Annotated in this window: 13 protein-coding genes; 8 read left to right on the top strand and 5 right to left on the bottom strand. The window is 38.2% G+C overall.

Annotation, left to right across the window (positions count from 1 at the left end; genetic code table 11):
• Positions 1-277 precede the first annotated feature (277 nt).
• The gene (gene hemB, locus K2F26_RS15900; protein ID WP_220608602.1) at positions 278-1,255 is read left to right on the top strand and encodes a porphobilinogen synthase; all 978 of its coding nucleotides are present in this window, start codon (positions 278-280) and stop codon (positions 1,253-1,255) included.
• 173 nt (positions 1,256-1,428) lie between these two features.
• Here the strand turns inward: hemB and K2F26_RS15895 are convergent, their stop codons facing one another.
• Positions 1,429-1,881: a hypothetical protein gene (locus K2F26_RS15895; RefSeq protein ID WP_220608601.1), complete on the bottom strand. Its 453-nt coding sequence runs from the start codon at positions 1,879-1,881 to the stop codon at positions 1,429-1,431.
• Between the two features lie 290 nt (positions 1,882-2,171).
• On the opposite strand from K2F26_RS15895, the gene K2F26_RS15890 reads away from it, so the two are divergent.
• From K2F26_RS15890 to K2F26_RS15860, 7 genes are all read left to right on the top strand, one after another.
• Positions 2,172-2,321, top strand: a complete 150-nt coding sequence (locus K2F26_RS15890; protein WP_220608600.1) for a hypothetical protein — start codon at positions 2,172-2,174, stop codon at positions 2,319-2,321.
• A gap of 13 nt (positions 2,322-2,334) precedes the next feature.
• Positions 2,335-2,547 (top strand): helix-turn-helix domain-containing protein, encoded by a 213-nt coding sequence (locus K2F26_RS15885; RefSeq protein WP_096565886.1) that lies wholly within the window; start codon positions 2,335-2,337, stop codon positions 2,545-2,547.
• A 241-nt stretch (positions 2,548-2,788) separates the two neighbouring features.
• Positions 2,789-3,772, top strand: a complete 984-nt coding sequence (locus K2F26_RS15880; RefSeq protein WP_096565884.1) for an alpha-ketoacid dehydrogenase subunit beta — start codon at positions 2,789-2,791, stop codon at positions 3,770-3,772.
• A gap of 148 nt (positions 3,773-3,920) precedes the next feature.
• Positions 3,921-5,333 carry a protein translocase subunit SecD gene (gene secD / locus K2F26_RS15875; protein ID WP_220611905.1) on the top strand — a complete coding sequence of 471 codons (1,413 nt, stop codon included), beginning with the start codon at positions 3,921-3,923 and terminating at the stop codon, positions 5,331-5,333.
• Positions 5,330-6,292 carry a protein translocase subunit SecF gene (gene secF / locus K2F26_RS15870; protein ID WP_220608599.1) on the top strand — a complete coding sequence of 321 codons (963 nt, stop codon included), beginning with the start codon at positions 5,330-5,332 and terminating at the stop codon, positions 6,290-6,292. Before secD ends, secF begins: the two co-directional genes overlap by 4 nt.
• Positions 6,293-7,071: 779 nt before the next feature.
• On the top strand, positions 7,072-8,868 hold the full coding sequence (locus K2F26_RS15865) for a bifunctional serine/threonine-protein kinase/formylglycine-generating enzyme family protein (RefSeq protein WP_220608598.1): 1,797 nt from the start codon (positions 7,072-7,074) through the stop codon (positions 8,866-8,868).
• Positions 8,869-9,293: 425 nt separating this feature from the next.
• The gene (locus K2F26_RS15860; RefSeq protein ID WP_220608597.1) at positions 9,294-9,761 is read left to right on the top strand and encodes a GNAT family N-acetyltransferase; all 468 of its coding nucleotides are present in this window, start codon (positions 9,294-9,296) and stop codon (positions 9,759-9,761) included.
• On the opposite strand, the gene K2F26_RS15855 is transcribed toward K2F26_RS15860, so the two are convergent.
• The 4 genes from K2F26_RS15855 to K2F26_RS15840 all read right to left on the bottom strand — a co-directional run bounded on the left by K2F26_RS15855 (position 9,715) and on the right by K2F26_RS15840 (position 13,335).
• Positions 9,715-10,719 (bottom strand): sensor histidine kinase, encoded by a 1,005-nt coding sequence (locus K2F26_RS15855; RefSeq protein WP_220608596.1) that lies wholly within the window; start codon positions 10,717-10,719, stop codon positions 9,715-9,717. The two genes, K2F26_RS15860 and K2F26_RS15855, sit on opposite strands and share 47 nt — an antisense overlap.
• A 55-nt stretch (positions 10,720-10,774) precedes the next feature.
• On the bottom strand, positions 10,775-11,350 hold the full coding sequence (locus tag K2F26_RS15850) for an L-threonylcarbamoyladenylate synthase (RefSeq protein ID WP_220608595.1): 576 nt from the start codon (positions 11,348-11,350) through the stop codon (positions 10,775-10,777).
• Positions 11,351-11,632: 282 nt separating this feature from the next.
• The gene (gene prmC / locus K2F26_RS15845) at positions 11,633-12,532 is read right to left on the bottom strand and encodes a peptide chain release factor N(5)-glutamine methyltransferase (protein WP_220608594.1); all 900 of its coding nucleotides are present in this window, start codon (positions 12,530-12,532) and stop codon (positions 11,633-11,635) included.
• A 2-nt stretch (positions 12,533-12,534) separates the two neighbouring features.
• On the bottom strand, positions 12,535-13,335 hold the full coding sequence (locus K2F26_RS15840; RefSeq protein WP_220608593.1) for a Tic22 family protein: 801 nt from the start codon (positions 13,333-13,335) through the stop codon (positions 12,535-12,537).
• Positions 13,336-13,748 lie beyond the last annotated feature (413 nt).

Genomic DNA, 13,748 nt, shown 5'->3' with positions numbered 1-13,748 from the left:
ACGGGCGAAGCATTCGGAAAATACCCTTTTCATAAAATTGATAGTTTGTCGGCCGAATGCTTCGCCCCTACGACTCCTTTGTTTCAAATTATTTTCCCCAATTCCTTCCCGGAAAGTGTCAACAAAGTTGTAAAATACAAAATTGCCCCACAGCTTCATCAACAGTAGGGCAAAGACAGTTAAGCACTGTTTCTAGTTTGGCTGAAAGTCACAAGTTAAAGCACTGCTTTTGTGACGCTTCTTTTGATGTCCATTCAGTTTTTTTGATATAAAATCTATGTTCCCCACCCATCGTCCTCGTCGTTTACGTACTCATCCCCAACTACGTCGCATGGTACGTGAAACTGTTTTAACAACCAATGATTTAATATATCCTTTGTTTGCTGTTCCCGGTGAAGGTATTGCCAATGAAGTAAAATCTATGCCGGGAGTTTATCAACTTTCCATAGATAAAATTGTTGAAGAAGCAAAAGAAGTTTATGATTTAGGTATTCCTGCTATTATTTTATTTGGCATACCTGAAGATAAAGACGTAGATGCCACCGGCGCATGGCATGATTGTGGTATTGTGCAAAAAGCAACCACCGCAGTTAAAGCAGCAGTTCCTGATTTAATTGTGATCAATGACACTTGTTTGTGTGAATATACAAGTCATGGACATTGTGGTTATTTAACAACTGGTGATTTAACTGGTAGAGTGTTAAATGATCCGACTTTGGAATTATTGAAGAAAACCGCAGTTTCCCAAGCTCAAGCTGGTGCAGATATTATCGCACCTTCAGGAATGATGGATGGTTTTGTGCAAGCTATTCGCGCAGGTTTGGATGAAGCGGGTTTTCAAGATATCCCCATTATGTCCTATGCTGCTAAATATGCTTCCGCTTATTATGGACCATTCCGGGATGCAGCAGACTCCACACCGCAGTTTGGCGATCGCCGCACTTACCAAATGGACCCTGGTAACTCCCGTGAAGCGATCAAAGAAATTGAGTTGGATATTGCCGAAGGTGCTGATATGCTAATGGTAAAACCAGCTTTGGCATATATGGATATTATTTGGCAGGTGAAGCAAGCAAGTAATTTACCTGTGGCGGCTTATAATGTCTCTGGTGAATATTCTATGGTAAAAGCTGCTGCGTTAAATGGTTGGATAGATGAGCAGCGTGTGGTGATGGAAACTTTGACTGGTTTTAAACGTGCTGGTGCTGATTTGATTTTAACTTACCACGCTAAAGATGCGGCTCGGTGGTTGTAATAGGTGACAGGTGACAGGTTACAGGTGACTGTGATAAAAGTCTTTGACTGTCTAAGTTTTGATTTTGGTTTATGTCCTAACCTGCTTGTCTAAGCCTATAGGTTAAATTTATCTCACGCAGAGACGCAAAGACGCAAAGAGTATTTTGAAGGTTTTTGTGTTTGGGCGTGAGATTATCCTCTCACAGAAACAGCTATAAAATTTTCAACTTCTTGAAAAACACTTTTTATTGTCTGTATAGCATCATGGGATAATGCAAATTTAATGGTGTTAACCAGTCTCCACCAAGCTTGTAATGTGCCTTTATTGGTAGATTGACGTAACTGTAAAGTATAAAATTCTTTCCAAAAGTTGGGTGCTTTATAGGTTTTGAGTTTGCGCCAACGTTTACGCCAAGTGAGAATATCCTTGTCTGTGGGCGCTTCTGCTTCTAAAATCGGTGGTAAGTCGGCGTAACTCACAAATCTGACTAAATGTTCGGAAACTACCAGGATAACGTGCGGCCAACAGCGAATCTTTCTGATTTGCTCTACGGGTATTTTCAATAATAGGGCGATCGCTTCTTTGGTGACAAACTTAAATAAAGGATTGACGTAGTTGGATTTTGTGGTTTCTAGTGTTATCATGATTAAAGACTTTTGGTGAGCTTGTCCTAAGTTGACAATTTCATAGACAAAACTATACTTATATTGACAAAAATCAATATATTTTCAGGAAAAAATCAACTACTTGATATATAATACGGTGATATCAAGTATTGAATTGAGACTATTGCCGACGCGAAAACCAAGCAATGATGGTGGTAGTCTTTTTCAGAAACTTAATTGGAACACAATCGCGTTGGGCTACAGCGTGAAAGTCTACAGAGGGATAACCGCTCCCATGCTCCCGTTGAAGTAGAAAGTAAAGTCTAGCTTTGTCTAGGTTTTATATCGCAGATGAACCTGTATTTTGGGTGAACAAAGCCAAAAAGTTGAAATTGATATTTAGATTGCCGATCGCTCTTTCGTTTGGTAGACTAGGGGCGATCGCTTTTTATGTTATAACTATAATAGACTATAATTAGGCTTTTGTCAAGTATGGGTTTGGTGAGGTTGCGGGTTAAAGAATTTGCAGCGGAGAAGGGTTGGACACTAAAGGAAGTTTCTGACCGTTCAGGAATAGCATACACCACGCTGAAAAATTATGCGAAGTCTCCGGGGTTAGCTTCGGTGGATGTGACATCTCTTCACAAGTTGGCACGGATATTTGATGTTATGATTGAAGACTTGTATGAGATAGTCAAGGAATAGGTGACTGGGGACTGGTGACTGGTGACTTGTGACTGGTGACTGGGAGGATGAATAACCCAACTACCCATTCATTAGTAGTTTCTTGAAGAAACCAGGTTTCTGCGTAAGTCCTATTTAGACTGGAAGTAGCTCAGTACAATCCAAAATCCAAAATCCAAAATTGATAGAGTGCGATCGCTGACGTTATTAAGGACGGAGGCACGATAAAATTTGAAAACATTAAATTGTGATAAAGGTCTAAATGGCAGAAACACTATTTTTTAACGCTCTACGGGAAGCTATTGACGAAGAAATGTCCCGCGACTCTAGCGTATTTGTTTTAGGTGAAGATGTAGGACACTACGGCGGTTCTTACAAAGTCACCAAAGACCTATGCAAAAAGTATGGTGATCTGCGAGTATTAGATACCCCTATTGCTGAGAATAGCTTTACTGGGTTGGCTGTAGGTGCTGCAATGACAGGTTTAAGACCGATCATTGAAGGTATGAACATGGGCTTTTTGCTCCTCGCTTTCAACCAAATTTCTAACAACGCGGGGATGTTACGTTATACTTCCGGCGGTAACTTTAAAATTCCAATGGTCATCCGTGGTCCTGGTGGTGTAGGAAGACAGCTAGGTGCAGAACACTCCCAAAGACTAGAAGCATATTTCCAAGCAGTTCCCGGTTTAAAAATTGTCGCTTGTTCCACACCTTACAACGCTAAAGGGTTACTAAAAGCAGCGATCCGCGATGATAACCCAGTGTTATTTTTTGAACACGTTTTACTTTACAACTTAAAAGAAAATCTACCCGAAGAAGAATATGTACTACCCTTGGATAAAGCGGAAGTAGTACGTTCTGGGAAAGATGTTACCATCCTTACTTATTCGCGGATGCGGTATCATGTCCTGCAAGCGGTGAAAACCTTGGAAAAACAAGGATATGATCCAGAAGTTATTGATTTAATATCCCTCAAACCTTTAGATTTTGATACTATTGGCGCTTCAATACGGAAAACTCACCGGGTGATAGTGGTGGAAGAGTGTATGAGAACTGGGGGTATAGGTGCAGAGTTAACCGCATCCATTAATGACAGGTTATTTGATGAATTAGATGCGCCTGTACTGCGGTTGTCTTCCCAAGATATCCCCACACCTTACAACGGTAACTTAGAAAGGTTGACTATTGTGCAACCAGAGCAAATTGTCGAAGCTGTACAGAAAATGATGGCTTTGCGAGTGTAGGAAAATTGATAATTGATAATTGATAATTGATAATTAATAATTGATAATTGTCAATTGTCCATTGTCAATTGTCAATTATTCCCTAATCTTCTACTCAAACCTGACAAAAAGAACGTTATCATAACCTTTGTCAGTTGTGAGTGATGGTATGGAAAAACAGCGATCGCTATTAGCGTTAATTATAGTGTTGGTAATCGCCGCAGTTACGGTGATTGCCACAATTCCTGTACCCTTGGGGTTAGACTTGCGGGGGGGTTCACAGCTTACTATTCAGGTGAAACCCAGTGAGGAAATTAAGGAAATTACCGAAAGAGAATTAGAAGCGGTAAAGAAAGTAGTTGAAGGTCGTATTAACGGTCTAGGCGTTTCCGAACCTGTAATTCAAACCGTGGGTACTGATAAAATTTTAGTGCAGTTGCCTGGAGTCAATGACCCAGAACAGGCAGAAAAGGTACTAGGGGGTACAGCACAGTTAGAATTTCGGACTCAAAAGCCGGATACAGAAACTCAAATACTTGCGTTGCAAGTATCACGCAGAGAACTAAAAGCTAAACAGGAAGAATTAAGAAAGAGCAACGATAAAGAAGCGATCGCTAAAAATCAAGAAGATTTGCAGAAAAATAACCAAGCGATCGCCGAATTATTTGCCAGCACTGATCCACCATTAACTGGTAAATACCTCAAAGATGCCTATGGTGAACCCACCCAAGGTAATAATTGGAATGTTGTCCTGCGCTTCGATCCCAAAGGTGGTGAACTATTTGCAGACTTGACTAAAAGGTTAGCAGGAACAGGTCGCACTATCGGTATTTTTCTTGACAATGAATTAATTAGTTCTCCCACAGTAGGAGTAGAATTTGCTGCCACTGGGATCACAGGCGGTTCTGCTATCATTACAGGACGTTTCCAAGCAGAAGAAGCCAATAATTTAGGTGTACAGTTACGAGGAGGCGCGTTACCCGTACCTGTAGAAATTGCCGAAAGAAGAACAGTAGGTGCAACTTTGGGGCAAGATAGTATTCAAAGCAGTATTTACGCTGGTATCGGTGGTCTAATTTTAGTCTTAATCTTTATGGTGGTTTATTACAGACTACCAGGATTGATTGCCGATGTATCTCTAGTGATTTACTCTCTTTTAACCTGGGCTACCTTTGCGTTATTAGGCGTTACCCTCACCTTACCAGGAATTGCTGGATTTATCCTCAGTATTGGTATGGCGGTAGATGCTAACGTACTGATTTTTGAGCGCACCAGGGAAGAATTAAGAGCCGGTAAATCTTTATATCGTTCTGTGGAATCTGGTTTTTACCGAGCATTTTCCAGTATTTTAGATAGTAATGTTACTACCTGGATTGCTTGCGCTGCTCTATTTTGGTTAGGTTCTGGGTTAGTTAAAGGTTTCGCCCTCACCTTAGCTTTAGGGGTAGCTGTGAGTATGTTTACTGCCATTACCTGTAGTCGTACCTTGATGTTTATAGCAATTTCCATTCCCTCTTGGCGGAAAACAGAACTTTACTGTCCTAACTTGACAGCAGCAAATAAGACAGAGGTGGCTAGATGACATTACGTATTAATAAAGCGCGATCGCTATGGTGGGCTATTTCCGCAGCCGTCATTCTCAGTGGTATCATCTCAATGGTGATATCTTGGCAAAATCCCAGTATTAAATCACCTCTGCGTCCTGGTTTAGATTTTATTGGTGGCACAAGATTACAGTTAGTGAGAGATTGTAGTCAACCAGGTAACTGTGATCAACCCATAGATATTAACGTGGTGCGGGAAGTTGCCAAAGAACAGGGATTGGGAGATAGTAGTATTCAATTAATTTCGGAAAATGGCCAGGAAAATGGCATCACTATCCGTAGTAAAAACCTGGAAACTGACCAAAGAACTAAATTACAAGCAGCTTTAAGTGAAAAAGTTGGTGCTTTTGATCCGCAAAAAAATCAAATTGACTCTGTTGGTCCAACATTAGGGAGAGAACTGTTTAGGACTGGAGTTATTGCTTTAGCAGTTTCTTTTTTGGGTATTGTTGTTTATTTGAGTTTCCGTTTCCAGTGGGATTATGCTTTGTTTGCGATCGTTGCCACATTTCACGATCTCTTGGTAACGGTAGGAATATTCTCAATTTTGGGTTTGGTTTTAGGTGCAGAAGTAGATAGTCTCTTTATTGTCGCCTTACTGACTATTACAGGATTCTCTGTTAATGATACAGTGGTAATTTATGACCGCATCCGAGAAAATATTAAAAATCATCCCCAAACACCAATTGCAGAAATAGTTGATGATGCTGTTAATCAAACATTAAGCAGATCAATCAACACAACTTTAACAACCATGTTGTCACTATTTGCTATTTTCCTGTTTGGTGGGGAAACTTTGAAATATTTTTCTCTAGCTTTAATTATTGGCTTTATAGCGGGGGCTTATTCTAGTATTTTCATTGCTAGTACCTTGTTAACATGGTGGCGAGAACGCAATCAATATACAATAGATAAAATTAATACATCTGTTGATTAAGGAGTCAGGAGTCAGTAGGGGCGAAGCATTTGGACAAAAAGATTGGGGAAAAATCGAGAATTAATCACCCGAATGCTTCGCCCGTACAGGAAGGATAATTGATAATTGATAATTGATAATTGATAATTAAAAATCAAACAGAGTTTTAATTTTTTTTTAATTCATCAACATCAACATCAACATCCTGTACATCCTTTTAAGGAAGTGGGAGAAACAAATATAGCTACTACTATCATAACAGTAGGTGAGCTAACTTATATGTGGGAAAATTGGAGAGACAATCATGAGTAATTGAATATCTTGATTTTGATGTTTGATTTTTTTGTCTGAATCAGGATGTCCAGGATTTAAGGATTTACAGGATTTAATGGATTATCAATTTAACGATCTTTCAAAATTCAATAATTTCCATGATTTCAATAATCAATAATATAAATATATCACAAATATTCATCAATCAATCACATCCTGATGCAGAAAAATCATCAAATTAACACTTGACAAAATCCCCAGATTGTTTTATTCTTATGTTATGGGTGGAGAAGAGTGCGCCCATATATATAGACTTTATATATAGAGTTTTCAACTATCAACATCATAAATTTCCATCCCATCCTGAAAATCCTTAAATCCTGGAAATCCTGATTCAGAAAAATACTTAAATCATCAAATCACCACCAACCATTAAACACTATCATCCTGAAAATCCTTAAATCCTGGATATCCTGATTCAGACAGTAGTATGCTATAATTCTCACTAGATATACCCAGCAACTACCATGAGTCAATGTCTCAATCCTGACTGTCTTTACCAAAATCCCCCAGGTACTAATTTTTGTGAACGTTGCGGTGCTAAAATCATCTTAGATGATCGTTATCTCCCCCTGAAATTTATCGGAGAAGGTGGTTTTGGACGCACTTTTCAAGCTGTAGATATCAAAAGATTAAATACACCCTGTGTCATTAAACAATTTTTACCCCAACAAGCAGGAAGTTCATCTTTACAAAAAGCAACGGAATTATTTCAACAAGAAGCTCAACGACTGCAAGAATTAGGTAAACATCCGCAAATTCCTGATTTACTAGCTTTCTTTCCCCAAGATGGTAGACTGTATTTAATTCAGGAATTTATTGATGGGCAAAATTTACTGCAAGAATTACAAATTCAAGGTAAATTAAACGAACCACAAATTAGAATTATCTTAACAGAGTTATTGCCTGTTTTGCAATTTATCCATGACAACAAAGTCATTCATCGAGATATCAAACCAGAAAACATTATTAGAAGCAAAACCGGTAAATTATTCCTGATTGATTTTGGCGTTTCTAAAGAAACAAGTGGTAGTATTTTAAATAGAGTGGGAACTATTACCGGAACTCCTGGATATGCACCACCGGAACAATTTCGGGGGATGGTTTATCACAGCAGTGATCTCTATAGTTTAGCTGTAACTTGTATACGTTTATTGACGGGACTTTTTCAAAAAATTGATGGTTCTGATTTCTTGTTTGATACTATAAATATGGAATGGCAATGGCAAAAGTATGTTTCTTTAAGTCAGGAATTAACTGATATTTTAGAAACAATGTTGCAAGATATTCCTAAAAAACGTTATCATTCAGCAGCAGAAGTTTTAGCAGCATTAAATAATCCCATTCCTCAAAAAACTGTTGTTATTCCTAACCCCCAACCTCCGCAACCACAACCAACTTCTAATAATCCATTTAAACAAATTTTTCAACAGTTGATTTCTCCCCCCACTAACCCACCTCAACCAACGATCATTAAACCTCAACTCAGGAATACTCATACATCATTTCAGGAAAATTTAGGTAATGGTGTATTATTAGAAATGATTGCTATTCCGGGGGGAAGTTTTTTAATGGGTTCACCGGAAAATGAACCTGAGAGACGTGATTCAGAAAGTCCCCAGCATCGGGTAACTATTCAACCATTTTACATGGGCAAGTTTACTGTAACTCAGGCACAATGGGAACGGGTAGCAGCGTTATCAAAAATTAAACAGGATCTCAATCCTCAACCTTCCCGCTTTCAAGGTAAAAATAAACCAGTGGAAAGAGTTTCATGGCTTGACGCACAGGAATTTTGTGCTAGAATAAGTAAAGCTACAGGTAAAAAATATCGTCTACCCAGCGAAGCTGAATGGGAATACGCCTGTAGAGCCGGAACAACCACACCATTTTATTTTGGGAACACTATTACCACAGATTTGGTAAATTACGATGGTAATTACTCCTATAATTCCGGTGCAAAAGGCAAATGTCGTCAACAAACAACAGATGTAGGTTCTTTTCCCCCTAACGCTTTTGGTTTATACGACATGCACGGGAATGTCTGGGAGTGGTGTGAAGATGACTGGCACGAAAATTATATAAACGCGCCTACAAATGGTAGTGCTTTGATTGGCGGAAGCTCTTATAGGCTGCTGCGCGGTGGTTCTTGGTACAACAACCCCAGCATTTGCCGTTCTGCGTTTCGTAGCCACGACGTCCCAGACTACAGGGACTACAACGACGGGTTTCGGTTGGTAGTTTCCGGCGCAAGGACTCTTTAGTTCTTTACTCTCTTACCCTTTTACCCTCTACACTTTTTCTTTTTCCCTTTCTTGTATCGCCGTCAGGCGATCAAATTTTTTCAAAATTTTGGAGGTATTGCTTTTAGCATATCACATCAATGGGGAAAATGGCACTGAAATATTAATATATGATATATATGGGCGCACTCTTTTCCACCTATAACATTAGCATAATCGAAACTGAGAATTTTGTCAAGGGTTAAAATTGTCAGAATCAGGATATCCAGGATTTAAGGATTTTCAGGATGTTGTTTAATGATTGTTTGTGGGGATTTTGTAGACAAAATAATTCTTGATAAAAAATTAATATTCATGCAGTTGCATATATATATACAGTTGCAGTAATTTCCAGGAAAATATGCCATAACAGAAACGAAGATACTACGACAATTGGGTGTCTATAAATGGAAAATCCTCAAATTCAGTTTAGTGAAGGCCGCGCAAAAATTGATCTTTACCAACTTCAAAACTTATTTAATATAGCCGCTTTTTGGGCAAAAGGGCGGAGTATAGAGGATTTAAGCATAGCCATTGCTAATAGTAAACCTGTAATTTCTGTTTGGGATGGAGAACAACTAATTGGTTTTGCAAGAGCTAATTCTGATGGCATCTATCGCGCTACAATTTGGGATGTTGTCATTCATCCAAAATATCAAGGTAAGGGACTGGGAATCAAATTAGTAGAAACAGTTTTAGCTCACCCAGTTATGCAAGTGGAGAGAGTTTATTTAATGACAACTCATCAACAAAAATTCTATGAAAAGATTGGTTTTCAAACTAATAATACCACGACAATGGTACTATACAATCAATCGGATTTAGGTTCTATTCCGACTGGAGAAGTTCAGCTTCAGGAGTCACTAGGGGGATAGAAATTTGTAGTCTGGTGCAATCTTGTTTTACTTCTGTGGTGATGGGATCTGTGGTGATGGGAGAGGAGATAATTTCTAGTTTTCCTCCCATCGTTTCTAGTAATTTTTGATTAAGTAATAGTTTCATTCCTGATGAGATTTCTATATTGTCTTTGATATTGTCTTTTATATTGTCTTTTATGTTTTCTTGAGTTGTTTTATTTTCAGAGGCAATCAAATTTATTTCTTCACTAGAGATGATAGCATGAGTGGGGACATCTAGATAAATATGCACAACATTATTAATAATATTATTTGTAGCTGTATTTGCAGGTGCAATACTACTGGAAAGATGAATACTACCTTCTTCCATTTGTAAAATGGTAGTATCTATTAAATTCACCAATATTTGACGTAGCCAGCGGTTATCTGCTAAAACGTAAATCTCTGGTTTAGGAAATGATATAGTAAAAGGATAATTGCGATTTGCAGCCAGCATATAAGTTAATTTATGAACTTCTTCTAAAACTTTAGTTAACTGTACAGGCTGAATTTCTAATTTATTTGTTCCGTGTTCTGTTCTAGCAACACTGAGAATTTCATCAATCATTTTTAGCAATCTTAGCGATCGCTCATAAGCTTGTTCAACAAATTCCCTTTCTTCCTCTGGATTTTCGCACAAATCATTTAAAATTAATTGATGTAATCCTATTAAACCATTGAGGGGCGATCGCAATTCATGGGTAGTTCTAGCTAAAAAACCCGCTTGAAACTGGCTCATTTCCCTAGCCATTTGGTAGGCTAATTGGGTTTGGTTTAATTTGTCTAAAGTTTTTGATAAAACTTTGGTTTCTTGCTGTTTTGGGGCATTTTCCACAAGAATGGATGAAGATTTAGATGACTGTAGGAATAACTTACAAAAACCTATTCCTAAACCTATTCCTGATCCTAGATATAACCATTCATTTAAGCTAGTCATATAAAATTTTACTCTTGAGTACCATTATCAATTATCAATTATCAATTATCAATTATCAATTATCAATTGTAATTACTCCTTGGCGCAAAATTTGCCAATCATTCCCTGTCCATTTAGCAACAGTAGAAGGTATTCCCAAACCTTTATATTCAGTCGCTTCTAAAGTGAGAAGATCAGGAAAATTCAGTTCTATTTCTGCTCGATTTTCTAAAGCTGGTTGTCCTGATAAATTAACACTAGTGGTAGCCATTGGTCCAGTTTGTGCTAAAATATTTTGGGCAACTAAATGATTGGGTACTCTAATTCCGATTGTCGTTGGATCAGTAGGATTCATAACTTGAGGAATTTTCTCACTAGCAGGTAACACTAAAGTCAACGCACCAGGCCAATATTGATTAACTACCTCCTGCCAAATTTGATATTCAGTCTTATTTCCTTTTACATAATCCCATAAATCTTCGGCTTTAGCAGCCATTAAAATTAAAGGTTTATCTAAACTGCGTTGTTTAGCAGTATAAATCAATTCTGCCTGTGCGGGTAGAGAAGCTAGTGCAGGTACGGTATCCGTGGGGAAACTAATTAGTTTTCCAGCTTTTGCAGAGTTGATGAGAACTTCTAGAGAAACATTCATAAATAAATATCAGAAAATTACTTATCTATTTTTAGATATAACCGGCAAATATCAGGTGACAGGTAACATAATTGGTTTAATTATAAATTAAACTATATAATAATTATGACATCCTGAACATCCTTAAATCCTGGATATCCTGATTCTGACAAAATCAAATTTTGAAAAATCACCAAATTCCTATTAAATCACATCCTGAACATCCTTAAATCCTGGATATCCTGATTCTGACAATAAAAATCCTGAAAATCCTGATGCAGAAAAAATCAGATCCAGGACATTCTACATATTTACATAAGCTACCGCAAAACGTTCTATTCCTGCTAAATCTGCATGAATAGAAATATCACAATAACTACCATTAGTTTCCAACAATTCTTGCACCGTTTCCGCCTGTCCCGCCATCATTTCAATTAACCAAACCCCACCCAGACGCAAATAAGCAGGAGCAACTGCGATTAAATGACGAATACAATCTAAACCATCAGCACCACCATCTAATGCTAGATGGGGTTCATGTTTCACTACTTCCGGTTGTAATGTTAGTACCGTATCACTGGGAATATAAGGCGGATTTGATACCATTCCGCTAAATTGACCTTTCCAGTTTTCTAAGGGTTTCCACCAATCCCCTTGGTAAAATTTAACTCGTTTATTAAAACCCAAGTTTTCCGCATTGGTTTTCGCAACCTCTAAAGCTTCAGCACTGACATCTACAGCATGAATCGTAGCATTTGTCAATACCTCCGCTAAACCAAGAGCGATCGCCCCACTCCCAGTCCCCAAATCTGCCCAATGACCTGATTGTAACCCCTTACTTTCAGCAGCGTTTACGGCCAAATCAATCAAAATCTCTGTTTCCGGTCTAGGAATTAAAACCGCATTTGACACAGCGAGTTTAAAATAGCGCCAAGGTGTCACCCCAGCAATATACTGTATCGGCAAGCGTTCATGCAAACGTCTTTGCCATAACCTGTCTAACTCTGTCAAAGATAACTGCATTTTAATTTGCTGCCATGATTTGAAAGACTCTAAATGCAGTGTCAAGCGGTCTAACTCAGTTATTTCCTGCAACAGCCAATCAACTTCTACAGGAGAAATGTCCGTAGATAAAGCATCTTTCAGTGCTTGATTACGCCACTGCCAAACTTCCATACCAGTAACTGACTGTTGCTTTGCCATGATTAACGCCGTTTAGAAGGTGCATTATTCTGCTTGGCAGCATTGTTTTTAGGCAAAGTCCTAATATATTCTCTAGACTCTGGGGATGGAACCAAAACCACCTGATTTAACCAAGAATCATTTTTATCTTCCAAAGTTTTAATCACCCCATCCACATCTATTACCTGAATATCAGCTTTAGGAAACTTTGGTTTCACTTGGTTCAATAAACCTAGTGCATCTTGTTTACTCAAGAATAAAGGAATCATTTGCTGATTATTCGCACCTAATTGAATTGGTACATAGCCTTGATCTGGTGCAAACCTTACCGCAAATACAGGCACGCTCTTAAATTGATTCACTTTTTGACCACCTGCATTCAGTAAAGTTAGTGCGCCTTTGACTTCTTTATCTACAGGTTTGAACGCAAATAACAGTCTATTCTGTTGGTTTTTACTTTGTTGCAATTGCTGATAAATTACACCTAGAGGAACAGCGGTAACTTGCAACTGTTTGGCCATTGCTTCTAGTTTTGGGTCTTTATTTTTGGCATTTTGCAATTCTTTGATAAACGCCAAAGCTTCCTGCCGACTCATATATACACCAGTCACTGAAGCCCCTGGTTGTCCATTTTGTGAGGGTATAGTCCGACTCAACGGTAAACCCTGATCATTCGTAATCAAGTAAACTGGTACAGAATCCAATTTTTCTTTGACTTGTTGTTCTGATAATGCCAGTACAGGAAAATCAACAGCTACCACGCTTCCCAGTAAGGTACTGCCTACTAAACCCAGCGTTAAGCCCCAGCGAACCAATGATTTCATAAATACTCCTTATCTCAATATCAATACTTGAATTAACTTAGACGATCAAAAAATGGTAAAAATTTATACCAACAAAACCAAGTTTAATTATCTAACCAGCTATTTTAGCTTTAAATAACTTTATTGTGCTAATTGTTGGGAATTTTGCCTTGCTATTCACGAATAAATGCTGTATTTTTCTATTATATTCTCCAGCAGGGTTTGATTTCCGGGACTCTTGCTCACAACAATTATATTTGATTGTATTGTATTGTTTTTTGTTTTGTATTGTTTTTTGTTTTACAGCAGATTCCAGATAAATGAGGTACAGAATCTCAATTGAAGCCTATACACATTCGCCAGTTTTACTCCTGACTCCTGACTCCTGACTCCTGCTTTATTTTTCTCGTTTCTCCGTGACGCTAGAACTTGAT

It is taken from the genome of Sphaerospermopsis torques-reginae ITEP-024, from assembly GCF_019598945.1.
GTDB lineage: Bacteria > Cyanobacteriota > Cyanobacteriia > Cyanobacteriales > Nostocaceae > Sphaerospermopsis.
The sequence above is the reverse complement of the archived record's forward strand: the minus strand, read 5'-3'. Positions and strand labels throughout refer to the sequence as shown.

Coding starts and splice junctions, on each gene's coding strand:
- hemB (WP_220608602.1), top strand. CDS start 278: ATGTTCCCCACCCATCGTCCTCGTCGTTTACGTACTCATCCCCAACTA.
- prmC (WP_220608594.1), bottom strand. CDS start 12,532: ATGGCAAAGCAACAGTCAGTTACTGGTATGGAAGTTTGGCAGTGGCGT.
- K2F26_RS15855 (WP_220608596.1), bottom strand. CDS start 10,719: ATGACTAGCTTAAATGAATGGTTATATCTAGGATCAGGAATAGGTTTA.
- secD (WP_220611905.1), top strand. CDS start 3,921: ATGGAAAAACAGCGATCGCTATTAGCGTTAATTATAGTGTTGGTAATC.
- K2F26_RS15850 (WP_220608595.1), bottom strand. CDS start 11,350: ATGAATGTTTCTCTAGAAGTTCTCATCAACTCTGCAAAAGCTGGAAAA.
- K2F26_RS15840 (WP_220608593.1), bottom strand. CDS start 13,335: ATGAAATCATTGGTTCGCTGGGGCTTAACGCTGGGTTTAGTAGGCAGT.
- K2F26_RS15865 (WP_220608598.1), top strand. CDS start 7,072: ATGAGTCAATGTCTCAATCCTGACTGTCTTTACCAAAATCCCCCAGGT.
- K2F26_RS15860 (WP_220608597.1), top strand. CDS start 9,294: ATGGAAAATCCTCAAATTCAGTTTAGTGAAGGCCGCGCAAAAATTGAT.
- secF (WP_220608599.1), top strand. CDS start 5,330: ATGACATTACGTATTAATAAAGCGCGATCGCTATGGTGGGCTATTTCC.
- K2F26_RS15880 (WP_096565884.1), top strand. CDS start 2,789: ATGGCAGAAACACTATTTTTTAACGCTCTACGGGAAGCTATTGACGAA.
- K2F26_RS15895 (WP_220608601.1), bottom strand. CDS start 1,881: ATGATAACACTAGAAACCACAAAATCCAACTACGTCAATCCTTTATTT.
- K2F26_RS15885 (WP_096565886.1), top strand. CDS start 2,335: ATGGGTTTGGTGAGGTTGCGGGTTAAAGAATTTGCAGCGGAGAAGGGT.